Source organism: Paenarthrobacter sp. MSM-2-10-13, assembly GCF_011605365.1.
Taxonomy (GTDB): domain Bacteria; phylum Actinomycetota; class Actinomycetes; order Actinomycetales; family Micrococcaceae; genus Arthrobacter.
In genome coordinates, this window is record NZ_JAAOXO010000017.1 from 44,214 (window position 1) to 63,358 (window position 19,145).

Consider the following 19,145-nt stretch of genomic DNA (forward strand, 5'->3'; position numbering starts at 1 on the left):
GGCTCAACATCGCAAACTCTGGGGCAACTCCTACGCTGTAATCCAACTCACAGTGACGTTCGGCAAGGGGGCCGGCCCGATTGTGGGTTCCGCGATGCCGCTCAATTCCGCCTTGTCGAAGGCATCGCGATGACACTCAGCTTCTACGTCCAGGAGGGACGAATGGCAACTAAAGATGTTAAATTTGAGCCGGTGGATGCGGGACCCAACGGAATCTTGAGCCCAGACCGCTTGCTCAGCAGGGGCCTGGGAGTCCGGTCGATTGTGTTCATGGTTGTGGCGGGAGCTGCGCCCATGACAGCTGTCGTGGCTGGCTGGCCTGTTGTCGTTTCTGCATCGGGAAGCACGGGCGGTCCGCTGTTCTTCCTTATCGCGACCGCTATTCTGTTTCTGTTTGCCGTTGGTTTTACGAGGATGACGCCCTTTGTAAAAAATGCTGGAGCGTTCTATTCCTACATCCAAACGGGGCTGGGCCGAGGTGTTGGCATGGGGGCTGCCACTTTTGCGCTCGGAACATACTTGCTGCTGTTTCTTGCGCTGTGTTCATACCTGGGGTCAGCGGCCCAGACCACGGTTCACGATCTGGGCGGTCCGGAACTTCCCTGGTGGCTGTGCAGTCTGGTGCTGATGGCAACCTGCGGTGCTCTTGCATACCGGGACGTCGAGCTCTCCGCCAAGGTGCTGGGCGTGGTCCTGGTCATCGAAACAGTCGTTCTGCTGGCAGTAAACATCGGGGTGATTGTCCACGGCGGCGCGGAAGGGTTGAGTGCTGACTCGCTGTCCCCCGCGCGTTTGGGTGAAGGTGTCCCGCCTCTGGGCGTCATGTTTGCCTTCTTCTCATTCATCGGCTTTGAGGCCACCGCCGTCTTCCGGAACGAAGCACGTGACCCGGACCGCACTATCCCGCGGGCAACCTATATCGCCGTTATCGGCGTCGGCATCTTCTACACTTTCACTGCCTGGGCACTCCAGGCGGGAGTCGGAAGCAGCCAGATAGTCGAAGTCGCGACGAACGACCCCACCAGCATTGTTGTAGGGCTCGCGGGACAGTACGTGTCCCCGCTCCTTGCCACCCTGCTCCAGGTTTTCCTCATCACCAGCCTTTTCGCCTGCATCCTCACCTTCCAGAACGTACTGACCCGGTACCTCTTTACCCTTGGTACGCAAGGTGTTCTTCCGTCTGGACTTGGTGCAATCCACCCACGTCACCACGCTCCATCCAGGGCAGCCTTGATCGTCTCGGTAGTTGCGATAGCACTGCTTGGTGTCGAGGCGATCATCGGGCTCGACCCGGTAACGCAGGCTTACACCTGGTTCTCAGGCTCGGCCACATTGGGCATCGTTGTTCTGATGGCTCTCACGTCACTCGCGGTGATCGTGTTCTTCCGGAGGAATGCACACAACAAGAAGGTCTGGGGCACGTTGCTGGCCCCCGCGCTTGCCCTTCTCGGACTCGGGGGAATTGTCTTTCTGGTCCTTCAGAACTTCGGGCTTCTCGTCGGCGGCGACTTGGCGGCGGGAATACTGTTGACGCTCATGGCTGCACTCTTCCTGGGCGGCGTGACTACCGCGCTGGTTATGCGATCCAAGCGGCCGGTGACGTATGCCGCACTGATCCCGGCAGGTTCCAGCAGCGAAGAAAGTTCCGCAGGGATTTAGGAACAAAGACTCATCTCCGTAGCCGCCGTCGCACGAGCCTTCTTGGGAACGACGGTAATGGTGGCCGGCTGCGCAAGGCGCGGCCGGCCACTCGCGCCCATGGACAAAAGATCTTCCAGAGATTTCCCCACCCGTCACTGCAGATAGTGAGCTGCGAGAGCAGCTGCCGATATTTAGGAGCTTCCCATTTCCGACAGCGCACTGTTGAAGCAAATCATCGACAAGAAGTACCCGACAGTTGCCTACGGCGAAGGCATCTTCCTGTATGACACGGAAGGGCGCCAGTACCTGGATGGTTCAAGCGGCGCCATGACCGCCAGCATTGGTCACGGCGTGGACGAAATTGCGGAGGCGGTGAAAGAACAGTGCCGCCGCGTAGCTTTCACGTATAGAACCCAGTTCACCAACCTGCCCGCTGAAGAACTCGCCCGCCGGCTCACCGACATCGCTCCCGGGGACCTCGATATGGCGTTTTTCGTCAATAGCGGGTCCGAAGCATCCGAATACGCCATCCGCACCGCAGTGAGCTACTGGCGCGAAAGGGGGCTCCCAGGCAAAGTCAAAATCCTTGGCAGGACCATCAGCTATCACGGCATGACAATGGGCGCCCTGTCGATGTCCGGGCATGCAGCACGCCGCCCCGACTACGGATCCTTGCTCCATGCGTTCTCCTTCGCCCCGCCGGCCTACGCCTACCGCTTCGCCCTGCTAGGCGAGAGCGAGGAAGTGTACGCTGCGCGGGCTGCGAAAGCCTTCGAAGACGCCATTCAGAACGAGGACCCCGGCACAGTCGCGGCAGTCATCGTCGAACCAATCGTAGGAGCCGCCGGCGGCGTCCTGACGCCGCCGGCCGGCTACTTCGCCCGCCTTCGCGACATTTGTGATCGGCTGGACGTGCTGCTGATCATCGATGAGGTCATCACGGGAATGGGGCGCACGGGCGACTGGTTCGCGAGTTCCTACGAGGACGTCGTGCCGGACCTTCTTCTTATCGGCAAAGGAATGAGTGCCGGATACTCCCCTGTTGCTGGCGTCCTGCTGCGGAGCCACATCGTCGAGGCGCTCAGAGAGGGCAGCGGCGTCGCTCCGTTCGGGCACACCTTCTCGGGGAACCCACTGGGGGCAGCGACCTGCCTGGCGGTCCTGGACTTCATGGAACGCGAGGATATCCTCGCGAACGTCCGGCAACGGGGGAAGCAGCTTGAAGAGGGTCTGCTCTCCCTGGCAACAAAGTACCGCTGCATCGCCGACGTCCGTGGGCGGGGCCTGCTCTGGGGCTTCGAGTTCGTTATGGACCAGGAAAGCAAGCAGGCACCCGATCCTGCGCTGGGAGCGGCTGGCCTATTCGTCGATGAATGCCTGGACCAAGGGCTTCTTGTCTACCCGGCCGGGATCGCCCCGCTGAACAATGCCGTGATTCTGTCCCCGCCCTTGGTGATCACTGAAGAGGAGACACGGGAACTGCTGGCGAAGCTGGAAAACGCCCTCCGCGCCATGGAACGTCACCTTAAGCGCTGGGCCGCTGTAGGTGAGAACCGGCATGGATCCCGAGTTGGAACCGGAAGCTGACACTGATCCCGGCTGTTCTAACGTCCGCGCTGGTCAGGTTGCACATAGTGCTCGTAAAGGCTGTTCCGTCCACACACTTTTGAAACTCGACCAGGGCTGAAGATGGTCGAAGCGACCCATCTGCCAGCTCCTCAACCACTAAGGAAGCCAAGTGACTACACCGATTCTTGCCGCCGTGCTGGAAAAGCCCGGAGCCCCTCTTCAGATCCGCGAACTGCTGCTTGATGATCCGGAGGACACTGAGGTTCTCATCCGGACCGAGCGAGTGGGCCTTTGCCATAGTGATCTGCACTATCTGAAGGGGTCGCTGGATATCTCCCTGCCGGTGGTCCTCGGGCATGAAGTCGCAGGCATTGTCGAGCGCGTCGGTTCTGCAGTCACAAGAATTAAGACTGGTGAAAGGGTCGTGGCAACGGTCACCCCCTCCTGCGGGGCATGCCGCAACTGCATAAGCGGGCGCCCGACCCAGTGCGAACGAGTCGACTCGATGCGTGAGCGGCAGCGACCCAGGCTGCTCTCACCTGATGGATCAAGCGTTGAGTCGCTCGGCGGTATCGGCGCATTTGCAGAGGCCTTCCTCGTGAAGGAGGCATCCGTTGCAGTGGTCGGCTCGGATCTGCCTCCCCAGGTGGCGTGTCTTCTCGGTTGCTGCATTAGTACAGGAGTCGGCGCGGTTATTCACGGCGCAAAGGTAGGACCAGAGGATACTGTTGCCGTGATCGGTTGCGGCGGTGTCGGAATAGCGGCCATTCAAGGTGCCAGGTTGGCTGGGGCACGACGAATCATTGCCATTGACGCTGTGCCGGCGAAGCTGGAGCTCGCCCGTAACTTCGGTGCCACGGACACTGTTGTCTCATCATCCGACCCGACAGAAACACTCATCCAGGTCCGATCACTTCTTCCCCAAGGTGTCAGCCATGCAATCGAGGCGGTGGGCCGCAGCCAGACAGCGGAACTCGCCTTTTCGCTCCTGCGCCCGAACGGAACCGCCACCATCCTCGGTCTCATGCCCACAGGGTCCGAACTGCGTATCCCCGCAGATGCACTCGTATACGGCGACCGACACCTGCAAGGCGCCTACATGGGCGCGAACAGGTTCCTCAGCGACGTCCACATGTTCACGGACCACTACCTGAACAACCGACTGGATCTCGATGCAATGGTCACCAAGGAACTGCCCTTCGAACGTATCAACGAGGGATTCGAAGCGATGGCGGAAGCCTCGACGATCCGAGTTGTGCTGAACATGACCGACAGGCAACTGTGATCCGGACAACTTTGAAGACCGTTTGGCAGCTGACTGTCAGGCCGATCACGATCTGATTTTGCGCCACGGCCAGCGCCGGAACGAAAGCTGCGAACTGTGGCGCTGCAAATCCTCCCGAACATAAACGGTCAAACGTCAATGCCCAGCCCCTGCCGTCGCTGGTCCTGGACGACAAAGACAACAACGAAAATCAGAGGAGCACCTTGAATGACTGCTGAAGGACTAGCACAACTGACCGCTAACACCCCCGACCTTGTCGAGCAACGCTCCTTTGTCGATGGCGCATGGCTGCAGCTCGACGAAAACGGCCGCTACCTTACCAACCCAAACACGGGCGAACCGCGGCAGCCGATGCGAAAGACCGGAAAGGCTGACGTCGAGTGCGCACTCGCCGCAGCGGCGACACTGCACGAGTCCGGGAAACTTGAAGACATCAAACTCCGGGACCGTCTTGAGCTCCTGACGAAGGTAGCCGCATCTCTCGATGCCCAGAGCGAAGAAATCGCGCTGCAGGACAGCATCAACACGGGAGTCCCTATCCGGACCACTCGCCTGATTGCCGGTGCACTCGGGGACAGAGTCCGGGGAACTATCGCTGAAGCGGAGCAGCTTGGCGAGTCGGAGACCCTTGACGGCGGTGATCGGCCTGTGGTCATCCTGCGCAAGCCCCTCGGCCCGGCCCTCATCGTTGGCCCCTGGAATGCTCCAACCTTCACCGTGGTAGGCAAGGTGGCGGCAGCAATGGCGGCTGGTTGCCCGGTCATCCTCAAACCCTCCGAGAACGCCCCCGGCGGTTGCCAGCTCTTCGCCGAATCGATCGTCGCCGCCATGACCGAACTCGATTACCCGAGCGCTGCGTTTCAACTGGTTCATGGGAATTCGGAGACAGGATCACTGCTGACCTCGGATCCCCGCATCGAGGCTCTTTCGTTTACAGGGGGCGATTCGGCAGGCCGAACGGTCGCGAAGGCTGCGGCGTCCAATCTGGCTGTCATGCAGATGGAGCTCGGATCCAACAATCCCGTGATCATTCTGGATGATGCCGATGTCAGCTCAGCGGCACAGTCCATTGTGCAGGGCATGACCCGTCTCAATGGCCAGTGGTGCGAGGCGCCCGGCAAGATACTGGTTGACGGGTCGGTTCACGACCGTTTCGTTGAAGCTATGAAGTTCGAACTCAGTAAGCTTCGGGTCGGAAATGCCTTGGATGAGACAACGGAAGTGGGTCCCCTTGCGTTTGAGCGGCAGCGTGATGGTTTGGTAGCCGCAGTGAATCGACTCGTCGAACTGGGGGGAACGCTGGTCACTGCCGGCGATCTACCAGATCTTAACGGCTGGTTCCTGGCACCGGGGATGATCGTCGGATGTCCGGCCGGAGCCGCCGCGGAAGAACTCTTCGGGCCACTGGTCACGGTACATCCCGTGCATTCCGTTGAAGAGGCGCTTAGCCATGCAAACGGACCGGCAACCGGTCTTGATGCCTACGTATTCGGCGGTGACGAAACACGGGCCATCGACGTGGCATCCCGTATTCGTGCCGGGGAGGTCCGCATCAACGGCACGTTCATGAGCGACCTGGCCGGCAATTCGCGGCAGAGTTTCTGGGGTACCAGCGGTATTGGAGGCCACGGTCCCCAGTACGGCGTTCGCTTCTTTACCGGCGACCGCGTGGTTGGCGTGGACAGGACGGATTTGCCGCTCTAGGCGGCGTATCCGACCCCACCAAAGCGTAAGCGAGGCCCTGCGAGGCCTGCGACAGACATTCCAGAAACGTGACGCCTGGCTAAGGCGGAGGCTCCGCGTCCTCTCGGGCAAGCAGCAGGCCAGGGCCTGGCAACATGAGACGAGAAAGCCCTTCAATGACAGATACTTCAACGACAGATACGGTGCGGTTTTCACCGCTGAGTTTCCTTGAGGGCGCCACGGCGGCGATCCCGGCCTTTGGAAGCGACCTGGTCGATTTCCGTAGGGAAATGCACGCCGATCCTGAAGTCGGCCTGTATCTGCCCCGCAGCCAGGCCCGGGTCCTTGAGGCACTCAAGGGACTCGACCTCGAAATAAGCCTGGGAAAAGCGGCCTCGTCCGTGGTTGCGGTACTCCGGGGCGGGGCCACCCAGTCCCCCGTTGGGAGCCGTCCTACTGTACTGCTTAGAGGGGACATGGACGCCCTTCCTGTGGCAGAAAAAACGGGTATACCCTTTGCCTCGACCAATGGCGCAATGCATGCCTGCGGTCATGACCTGCATACAGCGGGCCTGATTGGTGCCGCCCGTTTGCTCTCGTCCGTACGTCACAGCCTGACCGGCGACGTCATCTTCATGTTCCAACCGGGGGAGGAAGGACATGACGGGGCCCGCATCATGCTGGAGGAAGGCGTTCTTAATGCAGCCGGCAGGCGACCGGATGCTGCCTACGCCCTGCATGTCGTTTCAGACATGCCGTCAGGCGTGTTCACGACCCGGGCCGGCTCCTACATGGCAGCCTTCGGAGATCTGTCCGTCAAGGTTATCGGGCGTGGTGGGCACGGTTCCCGCCCCTTCCAGGCTCTGGATCCCATACAGGTAGCTGCTGAAATGCTTGGAGCGCTACAGACGTACATCACCCGGCGATTCAACGTTTTTGATCCCGTGGTTCTTTCCGTGGGCCAGTTCCATGGTGGTTCCGCCTCTAATGTCATACCTGATTCGGCGGAATTCAGGGCCAGCGTCAGATCTTTCAGCCCCGGTGTCGAAGCACGGCTCGCACAGGAGTTGCCGGATCTTATCCGGCAACTGGCGTCCGCTCATCAACTGACAGCCGACGCAACGTTCACTCCAGTTATGCCGGCCACCGTCAATCACGACAGTGACGCCGAACTCTGGGGCAGGACAGCACGGACATTCTTCGGAGAGCACCGGTTCGTGCCCAGCCCGTCCCCCAGGACCGGCTCTGACGATTTCTCCCGGGTCCTCGTGGAGGTCCCCGGAGCGTACGGGCACCTCGGAGCTGGGTCTCCAGATATCGACCCCATGGAGTGGGCTCCCATGCATTCGCCCAGGGCAGTGTTTGACGACAGTATCCTCGTTGATCAGGCACAATTCATGGCGGGTGTGGCGCTTGGAAAGCTTCAGGAGTTGGAGGTGCTGGGGTAGCTCGGAGGGCTTCCGGAGCGGCCACACCTCACTTGAAGCAGTGGACCTAGCAGTACCCGTCTCGAAGCTCGAATGGATAGCACTTCAACCACTATCAGGTTGCCGTACACCCCAATCTGACGTCAGGCGGTGCGCCTGAAACCGTCAGGATAAGATTTCGCAACGGACTTACGGACACCAGATGGTGACGGTCTGAGGCTTCAACCTGACACGTCGTAACTCACAGCGTTAGTCCGAACGCATCGTGAGCGGATGCTAAGTGCTTTGCTAACCGCAATTTACTGCTAGCCACCTTCCCGCCGTCGGGCAGGTGGAGGACCCAAGAGCCTTCAGCGACACGGAGGATTTGGTAACGCCCTTTGTCTCCGTCGGCAAACCACGCGGTGCGGACGCCCGTGCGCAGATCCTTGCGCCACTTCAGAGGGTAGTTCACCGCATCGTCTCCTACTTCAATTACGATTGCGCCCTCACGCCGGCGGCTCCAACTGTCCAATGATTTTTTGGATCATTGGTTCCGCTGCCTACAGCCGGGGACAATCCTGATGGGTTATAGGCCAATCCCAGGTCCGCGGATCTCGTCCGCTGACCGCTGCTGTTCCCTCACGGCGCGTTCACTGGCTAGGCGGGCTTGCCGCTGCGCTTCGGTTTCCGTTGCCTGTTCTGTCGGTTTCCGGGCCGGTGTGTTCTTTGCCTGCTGCTCTGCGATCATGCGTTCGAGCTTGGTCCGCAGGCGTGGTTTGTCCTTTTGGGCCGGCGTGACGGCAGTGGGTTCCTGTGCGTTCAGGGCGCGGTCCTTGTCCGTAGCGTCCTGGGCCGGTGCGGCGGGGGCGTGAGTTCCCTTGGCGCGGTCCAGGGCCTCGGCTGCTGCTGTGAGCTTTTCCGCTTCGGTGGCGTGGTCCTTGAGTGCCCGGGCACGTTTGGAGACGGTCACGGCGCGGTCGTGGAGGTCTTGGCCAATGTCATTGGTGCGGAGGTTTTCGGGCACGGGGACCTGCTCTGTGTCGGGGACGTTGTAGCGGGCGCGGAAGAGTTCAAGTTCGGCGGCGGTATCCCGCCACTGCTGTGCAGCGGCGGGGTCCGCGGGGACGGGGCCGAGCTGCTGCGCCCACACGGGCGGCTCGGCAGCAAGCATGTGGCCGCGTTCGTCCAGGCGTGCGGTGAGAACTTCCCGTCGGGCCATGAGTTCTTCCCGCCACTCCTGGGGCAGGTATTCGCTGGCGACCGTATGGGCCGGGGCGAGCCAGTCAGGCAGCCGGTCAATCTTCTCTGCCCGGACGGGCGTGCCGGGGGTGATGGCTCGGAGGCGTTCTTCTGCCCTGACGCGGGCTGCGATGACCTGGTGGTTCATGGACCGGTTATGCTCCGTCGCCACATTAGGCGCGGCGGCGTACTGGCTCCGGGAGCCGCGTTCGGCAGCTTCGGTGCTGTTCTTTCCGGTGCGGGCCTGTTCGGCGCGGATCTTCTGCTCTTCAACCAGGGCGCGGAGGCGGTACTGGTTCCTGCGCGCCAGGGCAGGATTGTTGATTGATTCGGTTTCCCGGGCCGTGAAACGTGAAGTGAAGATCCGGCGTTCGAGCTCGGCGTCGCTCAGGCCACCGTGGCGGCGGTTGGTCCAGTGGTCCGCCGGGTGCGGGCCGTGGACGGCTGACGCCGCAGTGTAGGAGGCTGCGCGGTCTTCCCCGATGGCTGCAACGTCCTTTTTCAGGGCGGCAAGCTGTTCATCGGTGAGGTTCGCCAGGGGCCGGGCGCCGGCGGCGGCGAGGACTTCGGGGGCCTTCTCCACGATCGATTCGATCCGCCAGGACAGCACAGCGGACTTATCCTCAGCGCCGTCGAAGTCACGTTCAGTTGCGGCACGGGTCAGCAGCTGGGCGGGATCCCAGCCGTCGTGTTCGGCCTTAGCCAGGTTGGTAGCCACGGCACCCCAGGACTCGGTGGCCACGAACGTTTCCGCACCTTCTCCCAGGACTTCCCGGGCGAGGGCGGCCATCCGGATCCTGTTCGCTTCTTCGGTGACGTAGCGGTACTGGTCCGCGAGGGTCAGGGGGTTGTTGATGCGTTCGTATTCGGTGCTGAGCCCTTCGTGCGCGGAGGTTTCGTGGCTGTGGTTTGCCGCGATGGTGGACAGGACGCTGTCCCGGTCCTGGCCTTCGTCCAGGACAACGAACAGGACGTTTTCATCCCGGCCACGGGTCGCGGCGACGTAGGCGTTTTCGCGGGAAGTGGCAGCGTCAAGGATAGGGATACCGGCGTCTTTGGTCATGCCCTGGGCGCGGTGCGTGGTCAGGGCATAGCCAAGGTGAACATGCTCGGTGACGTACGCGGCGGGCAGCTGCACAGTTCCGCCGTGGCCAAGGTGGGTCACGGACAGGGAGCCGTCCTGGTGGGCTTCATCGACGGTCCACAGGTCCCCGTTCTTCACCACGTCGCGGCCGCGTTTGGTTTTCAGGGCTGAGTCGTTCTGACGGGTCACAATGGTGTCACCCATCCACGCGGTGGACCCGTCCCGCAGCGGCACGGACACCCCGGCGCGGGCGACTTCACCGGTTTCAACCCGGTAGGCCTGGGCGCGTTCGGAGAGCCGTTGTGCGCTCTCGTTGGTCGGGGCCATCATCACCGCCTGGTCCCCGGCGTTCAGGCGTTCCTGCCACAGCCCAAAGGCCAGTCCTTCAACAACGTCAGCGGCACCGGCCTGGACGCGACCGTTGTCTTTGTACCAAGCGAACGGGTCTGCTTCGTTCTCCGTTGGCGTGCGCAGAGCCAGGGACGCTTCGGCTTCTTCAGGTGTAGTGAAGCGGTGGATCGTTTCGAGTTCGGTCGCGCCGATCTCATTGATCAGCAGCCGCAGCGCCCCGCCGGCCTGCACGGCCGAGAGCTGCCGGTCATCGCCCAGCAACCGGACGAGGCCGCCGTGGGCTTCGACTTCCCGGACAATATCTGCCAGCTTCCCAGTGCCCTGCATCCCCGCTTCATCAACGATCACGAGGGTGCCGGGGGTGACCGTGAACGGTCCTGGATTCGCCGGCGGGTTCGCCGGGTCGGAGCCGTGGTTGATGTGCAGGAATTTGTCCGTGGTGGCCGCCAGGATGCCGAGCTGTTCGCCCAGGTTCGCTGCTGCAACCGCTGAGGGCGCGAGCCCGATAACCCCGCCACCAGCATGCGTCACGGCAGAACGGACCAAGGCCATGGCCGTCGACTTGCCGGTGCCGGCTGCACCGATTCCCACGGCCAGGAGCTTGGAGCTGGTGGCGAATGCGCGGGCGAGTTCGATCTGTCCGGCATCGAGGGGGTGCGCCTTTTCCCCGGCGGCCACAGCGGCGTTGTAGGCCTCCACGGCGGCGGTGAAGTCTTGGTTGGATGCAGCCGGAATCACGTCGCGGGTCCCGGCGCGCAGCAGCCGGTTTTCGTCTTCGAGGATTTTGGTGGAGGTGTAAAGGGTGTCGGTGCGGTGGTTGAAGTCCGCGGTGCCGGCGTTACGGGTGAGCGCTTCAAACCGGCCGTGGACCTGGTCAGGGGTGATGCGCACGGACGCGGTGCCCAGGGACGCGGACACCACGTCTTCGATGGTCCCGGCCGGTACCGGGCCGTGGACGCTCGCGTATTCCTTGGCCCACCGGTGGGCTTCTGCCATGACGTTTTGCGCGGTCCAGGTGGAGCGCTTATCGGAGACGGCAGCGACGATGGATCGGGCTGCGGCGTGGACGTCTATACCGGTAGCTGCTTCCCGTGGTGCGAGGGTCCGGGCACTGGTGAGGGCGTCGAGTTCGGCGTCGCTGTAGAGGGTACGCGCTTCCTCACGCCATGCTTTGCCCTGTTCCTGAAGTGTCTTCGGGGCTTCCTTGTCGGGTCGGGTTTGCAGGGTCGCGGCCTGCGCGAGCTTGATCAGGGCGGCAGAGTCAGGGGCGTGTCCGTGCTGTTCTTCGTACGCTTTGCGCAGTTCAGCAAGGGAGGTGCGGATGCCTTCGCTGCGCTTGGAGAACAGGGCGGTCAGTTCCCTGGGCACCGAGGAAACTTCCATGACGGGCTGCTTGGATCCGTTGACGGTACGGGTTTCGAACTCCACGCCGGCAGCTTCAAGGTGGGCCTGCAAGCGGGTGTTGTAGTGCTCGGAGACGGCGACCGCGGAGCGGTGCAGGAGCTTACCGTCGATGGTCTTCCATTTCCCGGCGTCGTCCTGGACCTTGTTCGAAACCACCACGTGGTGGTGCAGGTTCGGGTCTCCCAAACGCGAGTCATGGTGGCGGAAACTCGTGGCGATCAGGCCGCCGCTGACGGAGGTTTGGGCTATTCCGTTGGTCCCTGAACGGGTCGCCAGGGCGTGCTGTTCGAGGTAGTTCAGGGAGTCGGTGAGGGCGGCCTGCTGGGCGGATTCGACAAGGGTCCTGGTGTCGGCGTCGCCCAGGGCCCAGAGGACGGAGACGCTTTTGACGGGCGTGAACGTCAGGTCATATCCGGCCACGGCTTCCTGCTGCGGGCGGAGCTGGGCGGTGATGTACCGGCCGAGTTCTTCCTTGGAGACCGGGTTGCGCCCGTGGGATTCGCGGAACATGAGAGCGCCTGCGGTGGCCCGTATGCGGTGCCGTTCGTCGGGCGTGGGCTTGCGCTGCTTGAGGCGTTCAAAGTCGCTCTCGCGGACGCTGATGGCCTGTGAGAGGGCATTGTCTTTGGGGCTGTACTCGTAGAACTTCCGGCCGAGTTTTGCTTCCTTATCGGCGGCCTTCGTGGCCTCCTTTTCGCTGAGTCCGGAGGCGCGCTTCTCGGCAAGGATGCGTTCGTAGTCAGGGTGCCGGCCCTGCCCGAAAAGGTTGGCCATTTGCTCTTCGGTGACGTTCCCGGCCATGCCCAGGGCGGCCGCGCCGTTGCCGATCCACTGCCCGGGCGGCAGGCCTTCTACGGTGTAGTAGTCGCCCAGCTGGCGGTCATTGGAGCGCAGCTGATCCCCGCTGGCGGTCTCCTGTGTGTAGTACAGGTAACCGGTGCCAGCACTGAGAACGTGCAGCGACATCATCACCCGATTCTAACGGAATCGGCCTCGTTTATTCGAAATGCAAGAGGTGTGACCGATTTCTGAGTTTTTCTGCTGGGTGAGGTACGAGCGCAGCGGCTTTCGAAAAGCTCAGAGGGCTGTCCATTCTTTGAATGCGGCTGTCCATCATGAAAAGCAGAGCTTTGATTGTGGGCAGGCGCTGTCGCGGTTCTCCACAGGCTGGATTAGAACGCAACCTAACTGGGCACATACGGGGTGCCGTTCCTGCCTTGAAGCGGAATTGGAGTTAGGCTGCCCGCCCGGTCATGGTCGCACCCGCAAGCACGGCCCGGGTGGGGCCTCTAACCGTTAGGTTCGAGGCAGGTAGGCTCTGGCACAATGGTGATGAGGCACGTTCGATTCGACAGCACACCCAAGGGGGGCCGTGATGGCTGGTAAGACACGCAATTCGATGATGGTTCAGGCACGCAGGAAGACCGAAGAGCTGGCAGCAAAGCGGCGCGAGCGTGAAGCGGAGCTCCAGTCTCTGGCCACCGACTTTCACGCTTCAAATCTTCTGGCGGATGCCATCGTTGAGGAAGCAGAGCGTCAAGCCGCTGAGCTGATCGCTAAAGCGAAGCAGGAAGCGGCCGCGGCCGCTGAGGAAGCGAAGGCCACGATTGAGAAGATGCTTGCCACCGGGGAAACCCGCCAGGGCGTCGCGGAGCTGCTGGATGTGAGTGTGTCCTACGTGCGGAGCGTCGATGTTGCGGCAGCGAAGAAGAAGAAGACGGCCGCTGCCGGGTCAGAAGAGAGTGGGGGCGTCCGGGTCGATGCCGGACATGAGGGGTCTGATCACTGACTCGTCCCAGCCGTGCGCTTTGAGCGCGTCGCGGAGCTCGCGTGACTGAGCGGCGAAATTAGCGCGGCCGACGCCACGCCATCGCCAGGTATGGGCGTTGGCGTGGCGTCTCTTTTGGGCCCGGTCCAGAAGGTTCGCGGCCTGGGTTCCTGGGTAGGTGTGGCTGTCGGTCCCGCCGGTGGAGCGGACGCACAAGGGAATGTCGCATGAGTGCATGAGGACTACCCCGGGGTCCAGTTCCTCACCCGTGAGAAGCGTGTGCGCGTAACGTTGTGGGCGGACGGCTTGCTGGCCGCCGGCCTCGTTGCGGATCCAGTACCTTCCGTAGCCGTCATCGGAGACAGCGCCGGTCCACAACCAACAGTCATCCGGGCGGGGGCCTTTGATGACTTCGGACCAGAAGCGGTCCTCCGGGGAGCCGGTCACGGTGTGTTCACCAGCGACGCCAGCGCGATTCGAGCTTGTTCGCGGCCGCGAAGAATACGATCATGAACAGGGCCGGCACCACGGCGTGAAGCAGGCTCTGTCCAATCCACGCTGCCAGGGCTGTCAGCAGGGCGATGAACCCCGCGGCCTTCGAGAGGAAGATCAGTGCGCCCCGCCCGGCCAGGATGGGATGGGTCAGCGCGTAAATGATCCAACCGGTTAGTGCCACAGCTGCGAACGCTGCGAGGAAAACGATGATGAACATGTCCGCTCCTAACGGGTGGGGTGGACTCTAAAGAGGGCAAGCCCATGGTCGGTCATGGTCCGGTTAACCAGGGAACCGTCCATCGCCCGCACGAAAGGCCTGGAACCGGCCACGACTGCCCCCTATGGCCCCGGCTCACTACTGCTCTTCCTCGGCTTCACCTGCGGGCAGTTGCCCGGCTGCGATACGTTCGGCTGTCTTCTCGTAGGCGGCATCGATGTACGCGGTCAGGTCATCCAAGCGAATGCGCCAAATGCCCCTCGGACCGAACTGCGCGCCCCTTAACTCGCCACTTCGCAACAGCCCGTAGACCATCGGTTTACCCAGGTTCAGGATCTCCTGGACCTCGTCAATCGTCAGCATCTTCGGGAACGGCAGAGACGCCCCGGTCCCCGCCTTGTCCACTTCTTCAGTCCACAGAGCCATAGCTACTTTCCTTCGTCCCGCTGCCGCATCTCATCCATCGTCCGCTGCCCGCGCCGCAGCTCGCCCGCCGGCACCGGAGGCCAGGGCTTGCCGCCGTTGTACTTGCGTTGCATCCGCTTCACCTCGCGCATGGTCGCCCGGACAATGAGGTCAGAGACACTGGCGTCCCCCTCCTGCAGACCGGCGGCCTTGAACGCGGCCCGCACCTGCCCGGCCTGATCCTCGGTGTAGTACGGCGTGAACGCCGGCACCTTCTTGGGTTTCACCATCAGCAGGCCTTGGCTTAGACGGCGCGCAGCGCCTGCGGCCAGGGGTGGAGACTGTCCAGTAAGCCCTTGCCCCTGGTTACCGTTCCGTCCTCGTGGAAGCGGATATCGGCGTGCTGGTGGCTGCCGCCGGCGTGTGCGATCGCTGCCAGGACAAGGTCCAGGTTCTCCCGGTCCAGGCCCGGCACTACGTCGCCCAGGACCACCGGCACATCCTCAGCCAAGGAGGCGGCCAACATCAGGAAACGGCGCTCCCCGCCCGAGAGTGCGCCGGCCTCCTCCGGGATGGACGCAAAGTCGATCCACGCGTGTTCCTGGTAGCCCTCATCGCTGGTGCTGGCGGCGTGAACCCAGGGGTTGCCGATCGCTGCGAAGCGGCCACCAAAAGCCTTCAGCAACATTTCCGTGGCTGCCTCGGTGGTGTACGTGCCTCGCGCCCAAGCGCGGAGGTCATCTGCATGCGTCATCTTTGTGTCCTTTGTTTGTGGTCTTGGGTTAGTAGCCGGCCCTGGCGGCCCGGTCGAGGGCGGCCTTTGCATCGCGGATGGCGCGGCGCGCGTCCCGCAGGGCGTCGGCCTGCTCATTGTTGGGGCCAGCTCCGGGACGCCAGTCCGAGCGGAGTTCGTCTTCGACGTCGCCCAGAAGTGCGAACGCCCTGGAGCGCATGTCTTCGAAAGTGGGCAGATTTTCGGCCATTCTGGGTCCCATCGTGGAAGTTGAGAGCGATGCCTGTCGGGGCCAGCGTATCGGCTGACCCCGACAGTTGTACTGCTTTAGAACGGGGGTTCGGAGTCGGGTCCGTTGCCCCATCCGCCGGCTGTGTTGCTGTTGGCTGGAACGGCCCAGGGATCGTCCTGCGGCCCGGTCTGCTGCCGGGTGTTACCGTTGCCCTGGACGCCGTTCCCCTGCGTGCCTTGGTTGCCGCGCTGGGTTCGGATGACCTTGGCATTCGCGTAGCGGAGTGAGGGACCGACCTCGTCCACCTCCAGCTCGATCACGGTGCGCTTCTCGCCCTCCTTGGTTTCGTAGGAACGGGACTTCAGCCGGCCTGTCACGATCACGCGCATGCCCTTGGCCAGGGACTCGGCAACGTTCTCAGCTGCTTCCCGCCACACACTGGCCCGGAGGAAAAGCGTCTCCCCGTCCTTCCACTCGTTAGACTGACGGTCGAACGTCCTGGGCGTGGAAGCGATGGTGAAATTCGCGACGGCAGATCCACTGGGCGTGAATCTCAGCTCTGCATCTGATGTCAGGTTTCCAATGACGGTAATGGTGGTTTCGCCGGCCATGATGGTTCCTTTTCCTCGCGTGCTGGTGATGTTCTCAGTCTCTGTTGCGGGTTGGTCTGCGGGGTCGGTCCCGCCCGGTTCGTCGTGGGTGAGGTCGTTAGGTTGGTACTGGTTCGCGGTGTGTTCGTCCCAGAGCCCGCCCTCCCCGAGCTGGCGGCGGCTGATGGCCTCAAAGAACCGGTCATCCCCTGCTTGGCCCGGGATGGCATAGCCCTCGTACAGGTCCTCGCTGAGCGGTTCCACGATCGCGGGTTCCACGCGGTAGGGGTCTACAGCCTCGAAGGGAATCTTGCCGCTGGGGTTGACCTGCCTGAACAGGTCCACCTCCAACGGGATCCGCGGGTGGAGGTTGAACCCCACGACCGGGCGCATTCTCTCCACGGTCCTCACGCAGCCTTGTGGCTCATGGCCGCCTGGACGAGCTTGTCGCGGCGCAGACCCGACCAGTGGTCCTGGTCATCAAAATTGTTCTGCACAACGGGCGCCTGAGAGTAGCCCAATTCGGCGGTGATGTACTCCAGCGCTGCCAGCACTTCGGTGATGTCCACGGCCGTGTAGGTGATGCCCTTGGAGTCGAAGTAGTCCTTCGTCTTCTCGCAGTTGGGGCAGTCGGGCTTGGTGTAGACCGTGTAAGCGGTGGGCGAAGCAGTCATTTTCAGCACCTGGTTTCGTATCAAATAAGTTTCGTTCGTCTGGCTGACTTGCTACCTCAATTCTAGCATTCATTCAACTGAAAGAATAGGGGTTTTACCGCTTATTTCCGGGGTTTTTGCTTCCAAGAATTACCCGCGCAATAGGTGTAATCCATTGCAAGGGAATTTCGGTCCATTTCAGAAGCTGACTGCACAGATGTCAGAAGTCCTCTGCACAGCTCCGGTCACCACCGAGGAAAGGTTGGTGACGCCGCCGGCAACTGTGGTCATCCCCGCCGGTTCCTCCAGCGGCAGCCCCCCTGTGCCTTGGAAGGCTCCAGGGAGGTTCGGTGACGTGCAGGTCGTGGGTGGAATGTGGGAGTGGGTGGGTGTCGTCCCGGCTGAAGGAACTCAAACCACAGCGAGCCTCGCGCCGGCGGTGCATGGTGTGGACCATGGGAACGGTGCCCCGTTAACCCGGAAAGGAGCCGGCGTGTGCCGGCTCCTTTCGGGTTTCTCTGCAAAGAAATCTATGGTCAGTCTAGCTGAATGGTGGGCCGCGGGCTGTGCAGCTCCATTGCTGCAGCGCGGCTTTTGTCCTGGGTTCTGGGTGTGGCGGAAAGCGGCGGTCCGCCGCCTGGTGAGTGGTTGCTGTGGTTCGCCCTGGGCGGCGGACCGCCCGACTTCTGGAAGGTTCCGTCCCACCCTGTGGTGATTGGCTGGGGCCTTGCCGGGCGGTGGGGGGCCGCCCGGCAAGGGGTCTTTATGCCGCTGGTTCGTCCTCGACCGGTTTGCCGCTGTCGATGATGATCTGCTCAGTTTCCGATGCGGTGTAGCCCCAAACCACCAGTTGGTTCAGGTAGTCCCGGTGGGTTTGGGACGGTGAGCGCCACGAGTCTTTTTGGATGGTCTTTTCATACCCTGCGCAGATCAGGGCGATAAGTCCGAACTCCGGGCGGGCGGTCGTTTTGGCGACGTGGTCCCGGAGCGGGTTCCACGCCCACTGGTTGGATTCCTCGATCTTGGCTCCGACCATCTCAGCTGCGACCTTGCCCTCGTAGCCGCTGGCGGTTTCGGGGTGGTGGGTGATCGCGTGGAGGGTGAAGTACTGCCAGCCCTTGGGGGCCTGCTTCTTGGCCAGCAGGTTCTTGACCCATTCACGCCTGACAACAGTTGCCGACTGCATCAACTTGTTGTTCTCTATCAGGGTCGTCCGCTCGGCCTTCTGCTCGTCGGTCATCGGGCCTTTCGGGGCCGATGTGCCGTAGCCGCTGTAGTAGCGGAGAGTGAAGCCCAGGTCTTTCCAACCGGTGACGACAGCGACGGCGGAGTGCTCGCCACGATAGCCCGTCTCGATGTAGACGGCGTTGCCGTCCTCATCGGTGGCCGGTTCCCCATCTGCCCTTTTCAGGGACGTGACGCGGAGGGTTTCGCTGTCCTCCCCGTACCCGCATTCGGGAACAATAATCGTTCCTGCTGCTTCCAGCTCTGCGGTGAAGGCAGCCAGCGCGGCGGCGCGGTCGCGCTTGTCGCGCAGCTGCTGGGTGACGTGCAGGAGCATGTCGGGTTCGTCCATGATGACTGACTCGATTTCGGCCGTCGCTTCCTCGTCTGACTCAAACTCGGCGAGAATCAGGGCTGCTTCGATGGTGTAGCCCTTGCCCAGGGCGGCGGCTCCGGTCTCGGTGGACTTGGCTTTGAGGGCGGACTCGACGTTGGTCTTGGTCCGTCCGGTCTTCTTGGCGATCGCGGCCGCCGAGACACCGATCAGGGACAGCTGGTGGTAGGCGTCGGCCTCGTCGGCTTCGGTCAGTTCGGCGCGCTGGATGTTCTCCACCACCTGCGTGACGATGCGCTCGGCTTCCTCGGGAGACTCGATGATCATCACCGGGATCAGGGGCCGTCCGGCTTCGACGGCGGCGCGGGTGCGGCGCTGTCCCATCAGCACGTGCACGGTTCCGTCGTCCTTGCGGTGGGCGATGACCGGTTCCATCACGCCGTGCTCTTTGATGCTGGCGACGAAATCGGCGGTCAGGGCAGCGTCCTTTCGGACGTTAATGTCAACGGTCAGGGTTGCCGGATCGAACATTTCAAGCGTGGGTGTTGCGTTCATGGTTTTTGCCTTTGCAGAGACGTGGGGTGTGTGGGGCGGCTTAGGTGACCGGCCAGCTTCCCTCTCCCCCGGATTGTTTTTGGTTGCTGGCAAGCTTGCTTGCTCGGCGGCCGACGGAGCCCTGTCTACCCGCCAGGGCAAGGAGCGGGAAATTCCCGGAGGAAATAAGCGACGAAGGAGCGCCGGAGGGACATTTCCTGCACCGCAGGCCCCGACGAAGGAGGGGCTAGACGGGGTGGAGCGGACGCCTAGAATCCGCAGGACAGCAACCAGA

Annotated in this window: 16 protein-coding genes; 6 read left to right on the plus strand and 10 right to left on the minus strand. The window is 62.4% G+C overall.

Features of this window, described 5'->3' with window-relative positions; genetic code table 11:
* The first annotated feature begins 162 nt into the window (after positions 1 to 162).
* The 5 genes from HAV21_RS21650 to HAV21_RS21670 all read left to right on the plus strand — a co-directional run bounded on the left by HAV21_RS21650 (position 163) and on the right by HAV21_RS21670 (position 7,626).
* Positions 163 to 1,659, plus strand: a complete 1,497-nt coding sequence (locus tag HAV21_RS21650) for an APC family permease (RefSeq protein WP_142118860.1) — start codon at positions 163 to 165, stop codon at positions 1,657 to 1,659.
* 204 nt (positions 1,660 to 1,863) lie between these two features.
* On the plus strand, positions 1,864 to 3,228 hold the full coding sequence (locus HAV21_RS21655; protein WP_208097354.1) for an aminotransferase class III-fold pyridoxal phosphate-dependent enzyme: 1,365 nt from the start codon (positions 1,864 to 1,866) through the stop codon (positions 3,226 to 3,228).
* A gap of 151 nt (positions 3,229 to 3,379) precedes the next feature.
* Positions 3,380 to 4,495, plus strand: a complete 1,116-nt coding sequence (locus HAV21_RS21660; protein ID WP_166843116.1) for a Zn-dependent alcohol dehydrogenase — start codon at positions 3,380 to 3,382, stop codon at positions 4,493 to 4,495.
* A 207-nt stretch (positions 4,496 to 4,702) separates the two neighbouring features.
* On the plus strand, positions 4,703 to 6,199 hold the full coding sequence (locus HAV21_RS21665) for an aldehyde dehydrogenase family protein (protein ID WP_166843117.1): 1,497 nt from the start codon (positions 4,703 to 4,705) through the stop codon (positions 6,197 to 6,199).
* A gap of 155 nt (positions 6,200 to 6,354) precedes the next feature.
* Positions 6,355 to 7,626: a M20 family metallopeptidase gene (locus HAV21_RS21670; protein WP_159636078.1), complete on the plus strand. Its 1,272-nt coding sequence runs from the start codon at positions 6,355 to 6,357 to the stop codon at positions 7,624 to 7,626.
* Positions 7,627 to 8,173: 547 nt separating this feature from the next.
* Here the strand turns inward: HAV21_RS21670 and mobF are convergent.
* Complete coding sequence (mobF, locus tag HAV21_RS21675; RefSeq protein WP_243753420.1) at positions 8,174 to 12,634, minus strand: MobF family relaxase; 4,461 nt, start codon at positions 12,632 to 12,634, stop codon at positions 8,174 to 8,176.
* Positions 12,635 to 13,040: 406 nt separating this feature from the next.
* Between mobF and HAV21_RS21680 the strand changes: the two genes are divergently transcribed.
* The gene (locus tag HAV21_RS21680) at positions 13,041 to 13,454 is read left to right on the plus strand and encodes a hypothetical protein (RefSeq protein WP_166843118.1); all 414 of its coding nucleotides are present in this window, start codon (positions 13,041 to 13,043) and stop codon (positions 13,452 to 13,454) included.
* On the opposite strand, the gene HAV21_RS21685 is transcribed toward HAV21_RS21680, so the two are convergent.
* The 9 genes from HAV21_RS21685 to HAV21_RS21725 all read right to left on the minus strand — a co-directional run bounded on the left by HAV21_RS21685 (position 13,398) and on the right by HAV21_RS21725 (position 18,871).
* Entirely contained in the window at positions 13,398 to 13,880 is a 483-nt protein-coding gene (locus HAV21_RS21685; RefSeq protein WP_166843119.1) for a hypothetical protein, read from the minus strand. The two genes, HAV21_RS21680 and HAV21_RS21685, sit on opposite strands and share 57 nt — an antisense overlap.
* 7 nt (positions 13,881 to 13,887) lie before the next feature.
* The gene (locus HAV21_RS21690; protein WP_166843120.1) at positions 13,888 to 14,145 is read right to left on the minus strand and encodes a chemotaxis protein; all 258 of its coding nucleotides are present in this window, start codon (positions 14,143 to 14,145) and stop codon (positions 13,888 to 13,890) included.
* A 138-nt stretch (positions 14,146 to 14,283) separates the two neighbouring features.
* A complete protein-coding gene (locus HAV21_RS21695) occupies positions 14,284 to 14,571 on the minus strand; it encodes a helix-turn-helix domain-containing protein (RefSeq protein ID WP_166843121.1) in 288 nt (95 codons plus the stop codon).
* A gap of 2 nt (positions 14,572 to 14,573) precedes the next feature.
* Complete coding sequence (locus HAV21_RS21700) at positions 14,574 to 14,840, minus strand: hypothetical protein (RefSeq protein WP_166843122.1); 267 nt, start codon at positions 14,838 to 14,840, stop codon at positions 14,574 to 14,576.
* Between the two features lie 14 nt (positions 14,841 to 14,854).
* Positions 14,855 to 15,304 (minus strand): hypothetical protein, encoded by a 450-nt coding sequence (locus HAV21_RS21705; RefSeq protein ID WP_166843123.1) that lies wholly within the window; start codon positions 15,302 to 15,304, stop codon positions 14,855 to 14,857.
* A gap of 28 nt (positions 15,305 to 15,332) precedes the next feature.
* Positions 15,333 to 15,533: a hypothetical protein gene (locus HAV21_RS21710; protein WP_166843124.1), complete on the minus strand. Its 201-nt coding sequence runs from the start codon at positions 15,531 to 15,533 to the stop codon at positions 15,333 to 15,335.
* A 77-nt stretch (positions 15,534 to 15,610) separates the two neighbouring features.
* Positions 15,611 to 16,498 (minus strand): single-stranded DNA-binding protein, encoded by an 888-nt coding sequence (locus HAV21_RS21715; protein WP_166843125.1) that lies wholly within the window; start codon positions 16,496 to 16,498, stop codon positions 15,611 to 15,613.
* A gap of 14 nt (positions 16,499 to 16,512) precedes the next feature.
* On the minus strand, positions 16,513 to 16,779 hold the full coding sequence (locus tag HAV21_RS21720; protein WP_166843126.1) for a glutaredoxin family protein: 267 nt from the start codon (positions 16,777 to 16,779) through the stop codon (positions 16,513 to 16,515).
* 742 nt (positions 16,780 to 17,521) lie between these two features.
* Complete coding sequence (locus HAV21_RS21725) at positions 17,522 to 18,871, minus strand: ParB/RepB/Spo0J family partition protein (protein WP_166843127.1); 1,350 nt, start codon at positions 18,869 to 18,871, stop codon at positions 17,522 to 17,524.
* Positions 18,872 to 19,145: the final 274 nt, after the last annotated feature.

Coding starts and splice junctions, on each gene's coding strand:
- HAV21_RS21650 (WP_142118860.1), top strand. CDS start 163: ATGGCAACTAAAGATGTTAAATTTGAGCCGGTGGATGCGGGACCCAAC.
- HAV21_RS21665 (WP_166843117.1), top strand. CDS start 4,703: ATGACTGCTGAAGGACTAGCACAACTGACCGCTAACACCCCCGACCTT.
- HAV21_RS21670 (WP_159636078.1), top strand. CDS start 6,355: ATGACAGATACTTCAACGACAGATACGGTGCGGTTTTCACCGCTGAGT.
- mobF (WP_243753420.1), bottom strand. CDS start 12,634: ATGATGTCGCTGCACGTTCTCAGTGCTGGCACCGGTTACCTGTACTAC.
- HAV21_RS21680 (WP_166843118.1), top strand. CDS start 13,041: ATGGCTGGTAAGACACGCAATTCGATGATGGTTCAGGCACGCAGGAAG.
- HAV21_RS21690 (WP_166843120.1), bottom strand. CDS start 14,145: ATGTTCATCATCGTTTTCCTCGCAGCGTTCGCAGCTGTGGCACTAACC.
- HAV21_RS21695 (WP_166843121.1), bottom strand. CDS start 14,571: ATGGCTCTGTGGACTGAAGAAGTGGACAAGGCGGGGACCGGGGCGTCT.
- HAV21_RS21700 (WP_166843122.1), bottom strand. CDS start 14,840: ATGGTGAAACCCAAGAAGGTGCCGGCGTTCACGCCGTACTACACCGAG.
- HAV21_RS21705 (WP_166843123.1), bottom strand. CDS start 15,304: ATGACGCATGCAGATGACCTCCGCGCTTGGGCGCGAGGCACGTACACC.
- HAV21_RS21710 (WP_166843124.1), bottom strand. CDS start 15,533: ATGGCCGAAAATCTGCCCACTTTCGAAGACATGCGCTCCAGGGCGTTC.
- HAV21_RS21715 (WP_166843125.1), bottom strand. CDS start 16,498: ATGCGCCCGGTCGTGGGGTTCAACCTCCACCCGCGGATCCCGTTGGAG.
- HAV21_RS21720 (WP_166843126.1), bottom strand. CDS start 16,779: ATGACTGCTTCGCCCACCGCTTACACGGTCTACACCAAGCCCGACTGC.
- HAV21_RS21725 (WP_166843127.1), bottom strand. CDS start 18,871: ATGAACGCAACACCCACGCTTGAAATGTTCGATCCGGCAACCCTGACC.